The 13,892-nt window shown below is 62.1% G+C and carries 15 protein-coding genes; 6 read left to right on the top strand and 9 right to left on the bottom strand.

Features of this window, described 5'->3' with window-relative positions; genetic code table 11:
• Nucleotides 1-348 precede the first annotated feature (348 nt).
• The 6 genes from MTR66_RS12515 (at nucleotide 349) to MTR66_RS12490 (ending at nucleotide 5,444) form a co-directional block, all read left to right on the top strand.
• Nucleotides 349-1,236 (top strand): 3-hydroxyacyl-CoA dehydrogenase family protein, encoded by an 888-nt coding sequence (locus MTR66_RS12515; protein WP_243921509.1) that lies wholly within the window; start codon nucleotides 349-351, stop codon nucleotides 1,234-1,236.
• Nucleotides 1,237-1,308: 72 nt separating this feature from the next.
• Complete coding sequence (locus MTR66_RS12510; RefSeq protein WP_243921507.1) at nucleotides 1,309-2,493, top strand: acetyl-CoA C-acyltransferase; 1,185 nt, start codon at nucleotides 1,309-1,311, stop codon at nucleotides 2,491-2,493.
• Nucleotides 2,465-3,175, top strand: coding sequence for a GntR family transcriptional regulator (locus MTR66_RS12505; protein WP_243921505.1), 711 nt, complete (start codon nucleotides 2,465-2,467; stop codon nucleotides 3,173-3,175). Before MTR66_RS12510 ends, MTR66_RS12505 begins: the two co-directional genes overlap by 29 nt.
• Nucleotides 3,176-3,382: 207 nt before the next feature.
• A complete protein-coding gene (locus tag MTR66_RS12500) occupies nucleotides 3,383-3,874 on the top strand; it encodes a hypothetical protein (protein WP_243921503.1) in 492 nt (163 codons plus the stop codon).
• A gap of 90 nt (nucleotides 3,875-3,964) precedes the next feature.
• Nucleotides 3,965-4,633, top strand: coding sequence for a carboxymuconolactone decarboxylase family protein (locus MTR66_RS12495; protein WP_243921501.1), 669 nt, complete (start codon nucleotides 3,965-3,967; stop codon nucleotides 4,631-4,633).
• Nucleotides 4,634-4,721: 88 nt separating this feature from the next.
• Nucleotides 4,722-5,444: an SDR family oxidoreductase gene (locus MTR66_RS12490; RefSeq protein WP_243921499.1), complete on the top strand. Its 723-nt coding sequence runs from the start codon at nucleotides 4,722-4,724 to the stop codon at nucleotides 5,442-5,444.
• Between the two features lie 46 nt (nucleotides 5,445-5,490).
• Here the strand turns inward: MTR66_RS12490 and MTR66_RS12485 are convergent, their stop codons facing one another.
• The 9 genes from MTR66_RS12485 to MTR66_RS12445 form a co-directional block, all read right to left on the bottom strand.
• Nucleotides 5,491-6,390, bottom strand: a complete 900-nt coding sequence (locus MTR66_RS12485; protein WP_243921497.1) for an alpha/beta fold hydrolase — start codon at nucleotides 6,388-6,390, stop codon at nucleotides 5,491-5,493.
• A gap of 67 nt (nucleotides 6,391-6,457) precedes the next feature.
• Nucleotides 6,458-7,072 carry an FMN-dependent NADH-azoreductase gene (locus tag MTR66_RS12480; RefSeq protein WP_243921496.1) on the bottom strand — a complete coding sequence of 205 codons (615 nt, stop codon included), beginning with the start codon at nucleotides 7,070-7,072 and terminating at the stop codon, nucleotides 6,458-6,460.
• Between the two features lie 92 nt (nucleotides 7,073-7,164).
• Nucleotides 7,165-7,860 (bottom strand): dienelactone hydrolase family protein, encoded by a 696-nt coding sequence (locus MTR66_RS12475; RefSeq protein WP_243921494.1) that lies wholly within the window; start codon nucleotides 7,858-7,860, stop codon nucleotides 7,165-7,167.
• Nucleotides 7,860-8,786 carry a 4-hydroxy-tetrahydrodipicolinate synthase gene (dapA, locus tag MTR66_RS12470; protein ID WP_243921492.1) on the bottom strand — a complete coding sequence of 309 codons (927 nt, stop codon included), beginning with the start codon at nucleotides 8,784-8,786 and terminating at the stop codon, nucleotides 7,860-7,862. The genes MTR66_RS12475 and dapA overlap by 1 nt, the downstream gene beginning before the upstream one ends.
• Nucleotides 8,787-8,790: 4 nt before the next feature.
• Nucleotides 8,791-9,906 carry a cupin domain-containing protein gene (locus MTR66_RS12465; protein ID WP_243921489.1) on the bottom strand — a complete coding sequence of 372 codons (1,116 nt, stop codon included), beginning with the start codon at nucleotides 9,904-9,906 and terminating at the stop codon, nucleotides 8,791-8,793.
• The gene (locus MTR66_RS12460; RefSeq protein WP_243921487.1) at nucleotides 9,899-10,915 is read right to left on the bottom strand and encodes an ornithine cyclodeaminase family protein; all 1,017 of its coding nucleotides are present in this window, start codon (nucleotides 10,913-10,915) and stop codon (nucleotides 9,899-9,901) included. The genes MTR66_RS12465 and MTR66_RS12460 overlap by 8 nt, the downstream gene beginning before the upstream one ends.
• Nucleotides 10,912-11,466, bottom strand: coding sequence for a carboxymuconolactone decarboxylase family protein (locus MTR66_RS12455; protein WP_243921485.1), 555 nt, complete (start codon nucleotides 11,464-11,466; stop codon nucleotides 10,912-10,914). The genes MTR66_RS12460 and MTR66_RS12455 overlap by 4 nt, the downstream gene beginning before the upstream one ends.
• Before the next feature lie 402 nt (nucleotides 11,467-11,868).
• Nucleotides 11,869-12,372, bottom strand: coding sequence for a MarR family winged helix-turn-helix transcriptional regulator (locus tag MTR66_RS12450; protein WP_243921483.1), 504 nt, complete (start codon nucleotides 12,370-12,372; stop codon nucleotides 11,869-11,871).
• Between the two features lie 139 nt (nucleotides 12,373-12,511).
• On the bottom strand, nucleotides 12,512-13,711 hold the full coding sequence (locus MTR66_RS12445) for an alpha/beta fold hydrolase (protein ID WP_243921481.1): 1,200 nt from the start codon (nucleotides 13,709-13,711) through the stop codon (nucleotides 12,512-12,514).
• Nucleotides 13,712-13,892 lie beyond the last annotated feature (181 nt).

Below are 13,892 nucleotides of genomic sequence, written 5' to 3'. Positions count from 1 at the left end.
TTGCGAGCGAAGCGAAGCCATCCAGAGCGGAGCCACGGCGCTCTGGATGGCCGCGGCCCTGCGGGCCTCGCAATGACGATCCAAAGTAAGACGATCACGCCCCGGAAGATCAGTCCTCCTGCGATCACACAGTTCCACCGGTTTCTCTCCTCCCCCAGCACTTGCGGGGACGCTGGCGCTTGCCTGCCGCCGGACTCGTGTCCGGCAGGCACGGAAAATGCGGCTACCTCTATTGATTGTCAATTATTGCAATACAAAATTGTTAGACAATCATTGCGCCGCACCTCCGGCGCAGGCATAAGCGCGTCATTCGGAGTCCCGGCGCAGCGCTGCCGCAGGACGGAAACGATGGGAGAAGAGATGGCGCGCAAGGTTGGTGTTGTCGGTTCCGGCATGATGGGCTCGGAAATCGCGCTGGTTTATGCGCTGGCCGGGTTTTCCGTGAAAATCTGCGACCAGTCGGCGGAACAGGTACAGTCGGCGATCGAACGGCTGAAAGGCGTGCTCGAACAGGGCATCGCGAAGAACCGCTATACCCGCGAACAGGCGGACGCGGCGCTGGCCAATCTGGAAGCCTGCGACAGCCTGGAATCCTATGCCGACCGCGATCTGGTGGTCGAGGCGGTGTTCGAGGATATCGACGTGAAAGGCGCGATCTTCGAACGTCTGGCCAAAGTGCTCCCCGAAACGGCGATCATGATGACCAACACCTCCAGCATCTCGATCACCGCACTGGGCGGACGTCTGCCGGAAGAGCGGCGCGGGCGGTTCGTGGGCACGCACTTCTTCTCGCCGGTATCGCGCATGGCGCTGGTGGAAGTAATTCCCGGCATCGACACCGATCCGCAGGTGGCGGACGAAGTCATGCAATTGATGCGGGACATCGCGAAGGAGCCGATCCACGTGAAGGATGTGGTGGGCTTTGCCGTCAACCGCATGCTGCACATCTTCTTCATCGAGGCGATCCGCCTGGTCGAGGAAGGCGCCGTCTCGGCCGAGGACATCGACAAGGCCTGCAAGCTGGGCCTTGGCCACCCGGTCGGCCCGTTCGAGCTGATGGACCTTACCGATACCAAACTCAGCATGGACGTGCAGCAGATCATGCAGGACCACTATGGCGACCGCTTCATGCCGCGCCAGTTGCTCAAGGCCATTGTCGCGGCAGGCTATCGCGGCCGCAAGACCGGGCGCGGCTGGCACCGCTACGACGCGAAGGGCAAGCGGATCCCTGCCTGATCCCACCCCTGCAATCCCACCATGCCCGAACCGGTTTTCCCGGCTCAACCGCGCGTTTCAAAGGATCTGACAATGGCTGACGCAGTTATCGTTTCCACGGCCCGCACGCCGATCGGCAAGGCCTATCGCGGCGCCTTCAACATTACCCCTGCCCCCACGCTCGCGGGCCATGCGATCAAGCACGCCGTCGCCCGCGCCGGGATCGATCCGGCCGAAGTGGAAGACGTGCTGCTGGGATGCGCCCGGCAGGAAGGCACCGCCAGCGACAATCTCGCCCGGCAAGCGCTGCTGCGCGGCGGCCTTCCCGCGTCGGCGGCGGGCGCCACCGTCAGCCGCCAGTGCGCCTCCGGCTTGCAGGCCATTGCGATGGCCGCGCAGGCAATCCGCTGCAGGGATGTTTCCGTGACAGTCGCGGGCGGTGTGGAATCGATCAGCCTCGTGCAGAACGAGCACACCAATGTGTTCCACCAGCAAGACCCCTGGCTGGTGGAGAATGCGCCCGATATCTACATGCCGATGCTGGATACGGCCGAAGTGGTTGCCCAGCGCTACGGCATCTCCCGCGAGGCGCAGGATGCCTACAGCCTCGCCAGCCAGCAGCGCACTGCCGCCGCGCAGGAGAGTGGCCGTTTCGATGCGGAGATCGTGCCGATCACCACCGAAAAGGCGGAAATCAACAAGGAAACCGGCGAAGTCACCACCCGCACCGTCACGCTCGACAAGGACGAAGGCAACCGTCCGGGCACCACGGCCGAATCACTGGCCTCGCTCAAACCCGTGCGCGGCGAAGGGCACAGCGTGACGGCCGGAAACGCCAGCCAGCTTTCGGACGGCGCCAGCGCCAGCGTGGTGATGAACGCGGATCTGGCGGCCAAACGCGGGCTGCCGGTGCTCGGCCTGTTCCGGGGTTTCGTCTGCGCGGGCTGCGAGCCGGACGAGATGGGCATCGGCCCGATCTATGCCATTCCCCGCCTGCTGGCGCAGCACGGCCTTGCCGTCGACGACATCGGGCTATGGGAACTCAACGAGGCCTTTGCTTCGCAAGTGCTCTATTGCCGCGACACGCTCGGCATCGATCCCGAGAAGTTCAATGTCGATGGCGGCGGCATCAGCGTCGGCCATCCCTATGGCATGTCGGGCGCAAGGCTCGTAGGACATGCCCTGCTGGAAGGAAAACGCAGAGGCGTGAAGAACGTGGTGGTGACGATGTGCATGGGCGGAGGAATGGGTGCAGCCGGCCTCTTCGAAGTTGCCTGAAGGCGAGACCAAAGGCGGCCGCGCGCGCAGCATCAGCGCGTCGGAACAGCTTGTCCGCAACGTGATCCGTGGCCTTTATGAGGGGCGCTACGTTCCCGGGCAGCGGCTGGTCGAAGTCGATCTTTCGCAGGAATACAACGTCAGCCGGTTCGTGGTGCGCGAGGCGCTCGCGCGGCTGACGGCGGAGGGCGCCGCCTCGATGAGTTTCAACCGGGGCGCGGTGATCCCCCGGCTGACGCGCAAGCAGACCACGGACATCTTCCTGGTGATGGAGCGGGTGTTTTCGCTCTCCGCATCGCTGGCCGCCGAACACATAGATCAGCCCGGCAACCGCGAACTGATCGTGGAAAGCATCGCCCATGCCGCGCAGTTCAAGGGCGAAGGCGAGCACGACTTCTTCGAATTCGGCCGCGCCGTGAGCCACCTGTTCCGCTCGATCACCAAGGCGGCGGACAACCTGCAATTGCAGCGTGTGGTAGGCGCGCTGCAGATCCACCTTGTCCGCGTGCAATTCCGCGCCTTCCCGGCAGTCAGCGAAATCCATCGGATCGATCAGCTTGAAAGCATCGCCGCGGCCATTCTGGAAGGCGATGCCGGACGCGCCGCCGAGCGGACAAGCAGCTATCTGCTCTCGCTTTCCCGCGACATCGCCGCCCTGCCGGACCGTGTCTTTGCCGCGTAATTCCCCCGCTTCAGCGCCTCTGCAGAGCGGCAGAAGCGCTGCGGCAAAATACCCCGCAGGCAAGCCGAATTCACCCCTTTGCCTCCGGCATTTAACTTGACATCAAATAGAACGATATCTATCTATTTTTCAGCAGAACGAACCTGAAAGCGACGCTGCAAGCGCAACAGCACGCCCGCGAAAAACAAAAGCGCCAGGAGAAGGATTATGATGTATCACGCATCGATCGCCGCCAAAGATCCGGAACATGTCGCCAAAGTCGTGGCCGAACTCTGGGGCGGAGAAGCTATTCCCTTTCTGCCCACCAACAACGGCTCGTGGATGGCCATCGCCTCGGACGATCGCAACACCGCGCTGGAAGTCTACCCGTACCAGATGGTCCTGAGCTATGAGGACCCCAAGGTCGTCATTCCCGATCCCGATCCCAGCACCACCGACTATGTCGCCACGCACCTTGCCATCGGCACGAAGCTGACGGCGGACGAGATCTTCGCCATCGGCAAGCGCGAAGGCTGGTTCACACAGCGCCTGCGCCGCAAGATGGGCTTCGATGTCGTCGAGCTCTGGGTGGAAAACCGCGTGATGCTCGAAATTCTCACGGACGAGATGCAGGCCGACTACCTGGAAACGACCACAACCCCGCGCTGGATGGCCGCGCTGGAGATGTGGAAGGAAGCCAAGGCCGCCGGAAAGATGTGAGGCGAGCTGCCCTCGGCGCAGCACCGTCTTGCGGTAAGGCGGCGGCCCTGCCGGACGATCAAGACCATAAAATCTCGGGAGTAATCCAACATGCCCAGACTTCCTGAAGTCGGATCGCGCGCGATCACCAATCCTTTTGTAAAGGCGATCTATCACAACAAGTTCGGCGATCAGGAATTCGATACGGCGCCCGGCAATCCCTTCGGCGTAAAAGGCAATTGGGAAACCACCGTGGCCAATTCGCAGGAAGCGCTGGCGATCATTTCGCGCAGCATTTCGTGGATGTACGACACTGAGAAGTTCACCCTGCCCCAGCCCTTGCGCGAACTGGCGCTGCTGCGGCTGGGCTGGCTGGTGCAATCGCAGTTCGTCTTTTCGCAGCGCTGCAAGATCGCGCGTTCGTGCGGCGTGACGCAGGACCAGATCGATGCCATTCCGGCCTGGCCCGTCTCCGATCTGTTTTCGCCTGCCGAACGCGCCGTGCTCGCATACACCGATGCGCTGACCGTGCTGGACGCGCGCGTGCCCGATCAGCTTTTCAATGCCCTGAAACAGCATCTCACTGCCGAGCAGATCGTCGATCTGACCCACGCGGTGAACCAGTACATCGGCTATGCCAAGATGTCGCGCGCCTTCATGGTGGAGTTCGACACCCGGCCCGATCCGATCATCGAAGTCGCGGCGCCGGAAGGTTTCGAGGAACACATGCCGGTGCTGGACATTTCCAAAGCCGAAAAGACCGAACGCGAATCCGCCTGATCCGCGCGCCTTCCAAACGTACACACAGTCAGGGCGCTGTTCCGCGTGAACGGCGCCCTGACAGCCAAAACCCTAGGGAGAAAAACACATGCGAATGGATGGACAGCGCGTGGTCGTGTTCGGCGGCACGGGCAGCTTCGGCTATGCCACTGCGAAAGCCGCTGCCGGAATTGGCGCGGACGTAGTGATTGTCTCGCCCTCTGCGGACAAAGTGAAAGCGGCCGCGGAATCGCTGGGGCCCAAGGCCTCGGGCCTGGTGGCCGATGTCAACGACGATGCCTCGATTGAACGCATGTTCGCCGATCTCGGTGCATTCGATCACCTCGCCATGACTGTCGGCGGCCCGGTGAAAGCACGCGGCCTCGCCCCGGTGGACGATGCGAAGACCGTTTTCGAAACGCGTTTCTGGGGGCAATACCGCGTCGCGCGCGCAGCGGGCGAAAAGATCTCCAAGAGCGGATCGATCACGCTGGTCTCGGGCGCGACCAGCCAGCGCCCGATGTTCGGCGCACTGATGGGATCGATGGTCAATGCCGCCATCGAAAGCATGATGCGCGTGCTGGCGACGCAATTCGCCCCGGTGCGCGTGAATGCGGTGGCCCCGGGCGTAGTGGACAGCAACCAGATGGCCAACATCCCCGACGAGGCCCGCCAGGCGCTCTACGATACCGTGGCGGCCACCACCCCGGCCGGGCGTGTCGGAACCTGCGAGGATATTTCCGAAGCCTATCTCTTCCTGATGCGCAACAGCTATATCTCCGGAAGCGCGATCTATGTCGATGGCGGCGCTTTGCTGACAGCGACGCCGTAAGGACAGCACGCCCTTTCACGTCGATGCTTCAGGGGGCTTCCGCGTTTCACGCCGTAGCCCCTTTTCGCGCGGTCTGATGAATGGCATCGGCAATCCGCCCTTCGAATTGCGCAGGGATATCATGCCCCATCCCTTCGATCAGGAGCAATTCGGCATCGGGTATCATCGCGGCCGTTTCCACCCCGCCAGCAGACGGGATCAACGGATCCTCGGCTCCATGGATCACTAGTGCCGGTACGGCGATGGTTCTCAGTCTCGCCCTCCGGTCTCCGCTAACGGCCATCGCGGCAACCTGCCGTGCGGCGCCCCCGGGAGCATGCCCGCGCTTCAATTCTTCCAGCAGCAAGGTGCGGTGCGCGGCCGCGTCGAACGGCGCGCCGCTTCCGGCAATGCACCGGGCGAAAGCAACGCCATGTTCCAGAAATCCGTCCAGATCGGCCGCTGGAACAGGTACGGGCCGCATCATCAGCGCCATGATACCGGGCGCCGCCTGAGGTAACGCCGGATTGCCGGTGCTGGACATGATCGATGTCAGCGAAAGCACCCGGGCGGGATAGTCGCTGGCCGTGATCTGGGCGATCATTCCGCCCATGGAACGTCCCGCCACATGCGCACGCGCAATACCCAGCCGGTCAAGCAGAGTGATGGCATCGGCGGCCATATCGGCCAGGGTATAGGGAACCGTCGGCTGCTCCCCAGCCATGAGCACACGCGCCAATTCCCCGAAATCGGGCGGCGGGAAGGAGCTGAAATGCGCGGAACGCCCGCTGTCACGGTTGTCAAAGCGGATCACGCGGTATCCGCGAGCCGCCAACCTCTCACAGAACGGCACGCTCCAGCGCAGCATCGTGGTGCCAAGCCCCGCGATCAGCAGGATGGTCTCGTTCGCTTCCTCGCCGAAACTCTCAAAGGCAATACCGGCGGAATGGGCACTGGGTAACATCATCCCATAATTTTACCCGGGTGTTTTATTCAGTCAATATAACCCGGGTAAAATAGGAACTAATCCCTCGTCAAAACGAGAGCAACGCGAGTTCCTTGTCGACATGCTCCAGAGCTTGCGCGCGATGCTCCGGCCCCACGTTCACGCCGTCGGCAACGATGATGTCCAGGTTGGTCACGCCGATGAAAGCGAAGATGGCTTTCAGGAAAGTCTCGCAATGCTCGATGGCGCCGCCGGGCGTACCTTCCAGATAGATGCCGCCGCGCGAAATGCCCAGAATGACGCGCTTGCTGCCCATCATCCCTTGCAGTTCACCCTGAGCGGAATATTTGAACGTCTTGCCCACGATCATGATCCGGTCCAGCCAGGCCTTCAACTGGCTCGACACCGTGAGGTTGTAGAACGCCACGCCGATCACGACGGCATCGGCCTCCAGAAACTCTTCCAGCACTGCCTCGCCAATGGCGAGATCGGCCTGCAGTTCCGGCTCATGCTCGCTGGTCATACCCTGCGAGGCCGCCAGATATGCACCCGACAGGTGGGGAACCGTATCGACAGCAAGATCACGATAGAGCACGTCAGCATCAGGCTGTGCAGCCTTCAGCTTTACCATGACGCCAGCCGAAATCTTCCGGCTGACCGAATTTTCACCCAGAACACTGCTATCGATGTGCAGGACTTTCACGCCTCTCTCCCCTATGATGCATGTTGCTCAACGCCGTCCAGGCGGCATGCTTTTACATAGTTCTACAACGAAGTAATTTTCGATACAAATGTCTATTTCAGATATTCCGTCAGAAATTCGGATGTCTCGCTGTCAGCCGGTTCTGCGGCGGCCGCGTTATAGGCCGGTGTATTGTACCGCGCGAAGGCATGCCCCGCGCCCGCATGGGTCGTGATCCTGACGCCCTTGGGCTCCAGAGCCTCTACGATCTGCGCCTGAGCTTCCGGCGGGCACAGCGTGTCCTCGGCCGCGATGTGGAGCAGCAGCGGCGCCCGGATTCCATCCGCCTTGGCAAGCGCCGACTGGATGGCGACGCCGTAATAGGCCACGGTCGCATCGAAAGCCGGGTCCATCGCCGCCAGATAGGCCAGCTTGCCTCCCAGGCAGTATCCCACGGCACCGACCCGCTCGCACGCCATGGCATCACGCAGCCAGGCCGCGGAACTCGCCGCATCGCGCATGGCTGCGTCTTCGTCCAGATTCTTCATCAGGCCCATCGCCCGGGCACGGTCTTCCTCAGACCCGGGATTAAGTTGCAGCCCCGGCTCCTGGCGCCAGAACAGGTCCGGCGCGATCACGTTGTACCCGGCCGCCGCGAAACGGTCCGCCGCCTCACGCACGAACGTGTTGATGCCGAAAATCTCCTGGAGGATGACGATACCCGAAGCTCCGGACGCATCGGCCTTGGCCAGATAGGCAGAGAATTCTCGCCCGTCGAAGGACGTCAGCGTTACCATAGACCCTGCCATCAGGCGTATTCCGTTTCCTGCTGAGAGATCAGACCAGCCTTGGCCAGAACGGCGTCGAGCCGCCTTTCCACGTCCGGCGTGGCGGGCATCATCGGCAAGCGGTGGTGATTTTCGGCAAGAATGCCCAGCTTCTTGGCCATGTACTTGATTGCAATCGGATTGGTGTCGAAGAACACCGCCCGGTTGAGATCGAACAGCGCGTAGTGCAGCCGCCGCGCTTCCGCCAGATCGCCGCGATTGACGGCCTCGAACAGTTGCGCGATCGGGCCCGGCGCGATGTTGCTCACGGCATTGACCATACCGCACGCACCCATTGCCATCATCGGAAAGCTCAATTCCTCAAGCCCCACAAAGACGCGGAAGTCCGGACCGAAGCTGTCGATAGCCTCGGTCATCAAACCCATGTCCACCGCTGCGTGCTTCATGCCCACGAAGTTGGGCGTGGCCGCCGCGATCGTTTCCAGCGTATCGATGGGAACCGTCACGGCGGCGCGGCCCGGAATGTGGTACATCATCACCGGCAGATCGGTGCGCGCACCGATATCGCTGAAATAGGCAACCAGCCCGCGCTGCGGCGGGCGCACGTAGTACGGCGTCACCACCAGCAACGCATCCGCCCCCGCCTTCGTGGCATGATCGGTCAAGGCAGCAGTTTCGGCGTGACTCTGCGAACCGGTCGCCGCAACGACCGGAATGCGCTTGTCCACCACTTCCAGCGCCTTTTCGAGCAAGCGCTGACGCTCCTCGACCGTCAGCAGGCTGGGTTCCGCCGTAGTGCCGTTGACGACGATGCCATGGCTGCCCTCGCGGATCTGGAATTCCACAAGGCCCGCATAAGCATCGTAATCGACCGCGCCATCGGCGGTGAACGGAGTGATGACCGGCGGATAGGAGCCGCGCAGGAAATCGGGCTTGAGTTCGATCATGGCCTCACCCCACCACCGCGCGGTTGGTATCGAAACCAGCATGGGTGCCGAGCAGGATCGGCGGCTCTTTCATGCTCTCCTGCCACAGCAGCGATTCCATCGCGATGTTGAGCGGCTGGTCCTGCACCGTCAGTTCATAGACATAGTCGTCATAGGAGGCGTGATTGTGCACGGCCCAGCCGGGCGCGGAAAGCATCAGGTCTCCCGCGCTCCATTCATAGACATTGCCCGCCACCGAACTGCGGCCCGATCCCTTGAAGTAGTAATTGATCGCAGCGGACGTGTGCCGGTGCGGCCGGTCCACGATCCTGGGCGGGCGGATGGTGATGGTCGAAAAGAAGCTGGGCGTCGTGCCGTTGGTGCGCCCCGTCATCGGATTGTAGAGCAGGTACAGGCGGCGCCCGACATAGTTCTGCCCCAGATCGGCCAGCTTGCCGAGTTCGGCCTCTACCTTTTCCCAGGGCCAGAACAGCGGATTGGCTTCCACTGCAGGTGGATTGATCAGCCGTTCGTAAGGCATGAGCATCGCGCCGTCGTCACCGATCTGGAACGTGCCGTAGGGGCTTGTCTTGCGGCCATCCTCTTCCTCCGCAGCCGCCTCTTCGACGGCGGAAAGCATCGGCGGATTGTGCTCGGCGAAGTAGACGTTCATGAACTTGAGGACCGGCGAATTGTTGTAGGTCAGCATGACCTGGAGATCGTCGCCATCGTTCTCGCGCGTGTAGATGGCATAGGACGGCGTGTTCCACACGTCATACTGCCTGAACGCCATCGCCCGGCCAGCCACCACGGCCCGGCCCTGCCCGCGAATGCAGAAGTTCACTTCGGTGGCATTGTGGCGAAACGGTTCGGTCCGCTCGCCGGGCTTGAGAACCGATAGCGTGACGCAGATCCCCGGCGCCAGCCCCGGCGCGCCGGGCAGCGCATCGGGGTGCACGATCAGCGAGGAGCGGCGCCCCGCCTCGGCATTGGGAAGGCTAGCCAGACGTTCGATTTCCGCATCGATCTGCGCCTTGGAGATCAGCACCGGCGCCCATTTCTTCGCATCCGGCTCGGTCATCGCATGAAGCGGCGCGAAGCCCGCGCTGGCCTGATCGAAATCGACTTTCATCTTATGCATCCCCTACTGATTGGAGTGGCCCGAGGTGGGGCTTTGAACGGACGGGCGTGGCGACATCGGTTCCAAGACCGGCCGCGCGGGCGCGCCGGTAGATTTCGACGCCGAGCGAGAGATCGGAGATCCCCATGCCCATGGATTTGAAAATGGTGAGATCGCATGACTGCGGCCTGCTTGCGGCCCCCGCTACGACATCGGCCAGCGGCCGCACCGTGGACCAGTCACCCGCATCCCCCAGATAGCGAATGAGTTCGGACGAAAGCCTGCGCACAGCGCCGGGATCGTCCGCCGCGATCACGGAGGCGCGCGGGAAAACGTCCTGCGCCAGTTCCTGCCGCTCGCCGGTAATGGCGCCTACGGCATTGATATGCGTGCCCGGCGCGACCATGTCCGCCGTCAGGAACGGTTCGCGCGCCCGGGTGACAGTGGTGACGATCGCCGCACCGTCTACCGCCTCGGCCACCGTGCCCGGCGTGTTGACGCGAAAGTCATAGCCCAGCCCCCTTGCCTGCTCGGCAAAGGCATCGCGCTTTTCGGTGTTACGTCCCCAGATCCGTACGTCCTTGAGCGGGCGCACGGCAGCCACGGCGGCCAGTTGGGCGAGCGCCTGCTTGCCCGTGCCGATCAGCGCGAAGGTATCCGCCGCGTCCACGGACAGGTACCGCGTGGCAACCGCCGAGACGGAGGCCGTGCGCATCTGGCCCATTGCAAAGGCCTCGATAATCGCCAGCAGCGCGCCGGTATCGGAATTCCAGAGGATCAGCAGCGGGGTCGCGCCGCCTTCGGTATGGGCCCAGGTCTTGGTGCCAACGACGCCATCGGCCTCAAACACTGCGCCGATGGCATGCAGCGTGCTGCCGCCCGCCCACGAAGCGTGGGTTTTGCCCATGTTGATCGCCGCGCCTGCCGCCTGCGATCGCAGGTCGGCTTCCAGCGCGCCGATGGCGGCGTGAAGGTCCATCAGCGAAACGATTTCCGCTTCCTTGATCCAGAGGGGGGCGTGATCACTCATCCGGTAAATCCATCTTCAAAAATTGAGGGGACGGGCGCGGCAAGCTGCAGCGTGTTCACCACGCTGGCATGCACGAAGTAGCGCCCGGTCAGCATGAGCACGGCGATGGCCTGCTGCTGGCCCAGCACCTCCACCAGCCGGGCGAACAACGGGGCCGTTTCGTGCCCCTGGGTTTCGAGAACCGACAAGGCCGTGCGCTGCACGAGCCGTTCGTCACCGGACAAAAGCGGCTGATCCTCAGGACGCAGCGCTCCCACTGCCGCTACCCAGTCACGGCCATAGCCAAGGCGCACGCTGAGCCGCTCGTGCTGGTTGCGCTCGTAGCTGTTGCGGCACCAGTTCGCGACGGTGAGAGACACCACCTCGACCAGTTTCTTGGGCAAGGCATCCTGCAAGGCTTCGGTGAAGACCATGAACGCATCGAGCGCTTCGGGCTGGTGCGCAGTGCACTGAAAGAATTCCCCGAAATAGCCGAGGCGCTCCACCTTGGGCGAAAGCCGCCCAGCCAGAGGCTCCTGCAGGCTTTCAAACGCGATCCTGTCGACGCTCACGGTTCGAATCTCTCCCCAGATTTCTGATCCTTTCTATTAATTAGATATCGAACTGATATTGGTCAATGACCATTGTGCGAAATCTTATCCCGCACGCCCGTCCAAACCGGGATCACCCCGCGCGGCAGGCACGCCAAACAGCGCGGCTGGACGCGCGGAGTGGAAAGTGAAAAGACGAACAAGGGCCATCCCGCCCTCGGCTCACACTGAGCTTTCCGAAGGATGCTGGCACAGCGCTGCCCTCCCCTTCGACAAGATCAGATCAGCGGGGGCTCGTTTCAGATTTTATGCTTGTTGCACCAACGCCAAGCGTCATCGTGCGAAACACACGCTGCGCAATCAAATCGAGCAATTGTATGGAAGCGCAGTTTTCCGCAAACTCAAGCCCTGCGGAAACAGCTTTTATGCGCCGTCCACATCCTGTTCGAGAGCGGCATTCACCTTCGTCAGCAGCGAATGCAGGGCCTGCGTTTCCCAATCGTCCAGGCCGGACGTCGCAATGCCGTTCACATCGCCAGCGTAATGCACCAGCTCACCGCGCAGATCCCGGCCCTTTTCGGTGAGGAAAATATTGGTCAGCCGCCGGTCCCGCTCATTGCGGACCCTTTGTATCAGGCCGCGCCGTTCGAGATTGTCCATTGCCGAAACCGTGGTTGGCTGAGTCAGGCTCAGTTCCTCGCTGCACTGTTTCTGGCTGAGACCGTCCTTTTCCCACAGCAGCCGCAAAAAGAACCACATGCTGATTGAAATATCATGTTCTTTCAATCGCTTTTCCAGCGCGCGCGTGAAGGAGCGGTGCGTCTTGCGGACAAGAAAGCCTATGCTTTTGCTTGTCGCAAATTCATCGTCGTCAGCGGTGTTTCTGGAAATAACATGCTCAGTCATAGTTAGATATCTAGCGATCATCCCGAAGGAGCGCAACTCTAACGCCGAACATGCGCACAGGAACCGGGACCACCGCAATGCGGTGCCCCGGCCCCCGGCTTGGGTTCATTCAGCAGACGGTGCAGGCCGCCTGCCTATACGATAACGCGCGTGCGGCCTGTCAGACCGGCAGCGCGCCGTGATCTTCGAGCCAGTCAGAAATGACGCTGGCCAGTTCGGCCCGGCTGCCATCGCTTTCGAAGTAGTGGGCACCGTCCAGGAAGACGAGACGCTTGTCCTTCGATCCCAGCGCATCGTGGATCGCGTGCGCGTGGCTTGGGTAGACGCCCTGATCGTAGTTGGCGAAGATCACCATCGCGGGCTGGGTAATGCGCGGCAGCTGCTCCTCGATGCAGACCTGCGTCTTGGACAGGCTCCACATCGCCAGCCATTCGCGTGCTGACGTAATCGGCGCCAGGCCATAGCCCGAATAGTTGGATTCGCGCGGATCGCCCATGTAGCAGCCCACCCGGCGCTTCGACGGATCGATGCTGAGATCGAGGAAGCGCGGATCGGCAAACTGGCGCGGGACCGCAAAGAACCGGTCGAACACGCCGTCCTTGGACGGGGCGCCGAACGTGCCCTTGCCATCCAGCGTGCCATCGCCCTTGGGCCGCTCGTCGCGCAGCCGCGCCAACTCCGCCTCGGCCCAGGCCGTAATGCGCTCATTACGGGCGACCTGCCCGGCGCGGTAACGCGTCAGGAATTCATCCGAATAGGGCGGGCCGTTCTTGGGGTTGTACATGTCGAGATCGGGATCGCAGGACAGCGGATCGTTCTCGTCCGTCACCGACGGGTCCAGCCATTCGGTGAAGATCCGCGCGCGCCCAGGATGCGCCGCCAGCGAGATGTACATGTCCGCCGGGATCAGGCTCTCCAGTTCCTCAACCGGAACTGCACCCGGATCGATGTGCGGATCAAGCGCCTGCGCCTGATAGGCGCCCATCAGCGACGCGCCGCCCGAATTGCCCAGGATAACCACCTTTTCCACGCCCGCCACTTCGCGCAGCCAGCGCACGCCGACGCCAAGATCGACGAGGGCATTTTCGAGGTTGAAGCCCGTGGCGACCGGCGCGCCCGCATAGCGTGTATTCCAGCCCAAAAAGCCGTATCCGCGCCGGGCCACGTACTCACCCAGATAGTGGTTCGCCCAACTGGCGGTATAGTGAGAGGCAATAATCGCCGTCGTCGGCGTTTCGCCTTCGGGCGAGAAATAGTTGCCGTTACAGGGATACTGCCCGTGCGTCATACGCGTCTTCGTAGGCGATTCCAGAAAAACGGCCCTGACATTGACGTTCTTGTGCATATTCTGCCTTTTCATTTGGCGAATCCATCAGCGGCACAGCGATGCGCCACGCAGATTCACCGCCTTCTCCCCAAGACATGAGCCGGCTCAGTTCGTCCTACAATCAGACGCAGAAACCTCGCTCACTTGGCCCGCACAACAACTGCCATACCGAAGTATTTGACGCAAGGGAAAATACCGAAATTGTCCTACGATT

The organism is Novosphingobium beihaiense, assembly GCF_022832375.1.
In the GTDB taxonomy this organism is placed as follows: Bacteria; Pseudomonadota; Alphaproteobacteria; order Sphingomonadales; family Sphingomonadaceae; genus Novosphingobium; species Novosphingobium beihaiensis.
The sequence above is the reverse complement of the archived record's forward strand: the minus strand, read 5'-3'. Positions and strand labels throughout refer to the sequence as shown.

What these genes read in the sequence shown, in the direction of transcription:
- MTR66_RS12500 (WP_243921503.1), top strand. Translation starts at nt 3,383, where the DNA reads ATGATGTATCACGCATCGATCGCCGCCAAAGATCCGGAACATGTCGCC.
- MTR66_RS12460 (WP_243921487.1), bottom strand. Translation starts at nt 10,915, where the DNA reads ATGAGTGATCACGCCCCCCTCTGGATCAAGGAAGCGGAAATCGTTTCG.
- MTR66_RS12450 (WP_243921483.1), bottom strand. Translation starts at nt 12,372, where the DNA reads ATGATCGCTAGATATCTAACTATGACTGAGCATGTTATTTCCAGAAAC.
- MTR66_RS12490 (WP_243921499.1), top strand. Translation starts at nt 4,722, where the DNA reads ATGCGAATGGATGGACAGCGCGTGGTCGTGTTCGGCGGCACGGGCAGC.
- MTR66_RS12495 (WP_243921501.1), top strand. Translation starts at nt 3,965, where the DNA reads ATGCCCAGACTTCCTGAAGTCGGATCGCGCGCGATCACCAATCCTTTT.
- dapA (WP_243921492.1), bottom strand. Translation starts at nt 8,786, where the DNA reads ATGATCGAACTCAAGCCCGATTTCCTGCGCGGCTCCTATCCGCCGGTC.
- MTR66_RS12515 (WP_243921509.1), top strand. Translation starts at nt 349, where the DNA reads ATGGGAGAAGAGATGGCGCGCAAGGTTGGTGTTGTCGGTTCCGGCATG.
- MTR66_RS12445 (WP_243921481.1), bottom strand. Translation starts at nt 13,711, where the DNA reads ATGAAAAGGCAGAATATGCACAAGAACGTCAATGTCAGGGCCGTTTTT.
- MTR66_RS12485 (WP_243921497.1), bottom strand. Translation starts at nt 6,390, where the DNA reads ATGATGTTACCCAGTGCCCATTCCGCCGGTATTGCCTTTGAGAGTTTC.
- MTR66_RS12510 (WP_243921507.1), top strand. Translation starts at nt 1,309, where the DNA reads ATGGCTGACGCAGTTATCGTTTCCACGGCCCGCACGCCGATCGGCAAG.
- MTR66_RS12475 (WP_243921494.1), bottom strand. Translation starts at nt 7,860, where the DNA reads ATGGCAGGGTCTATGGTAACGCTGACGTCCTTCGACGGGCGAGAATTC.
- MTR66_RS12465 (WP_243921489.1), bottom strand. Translation starts at nt 9,906, where the DNA reads ATGCATAAGATGAAAGTCGATTTCGATCAGGCCAGCGCGGGCTTCGCG.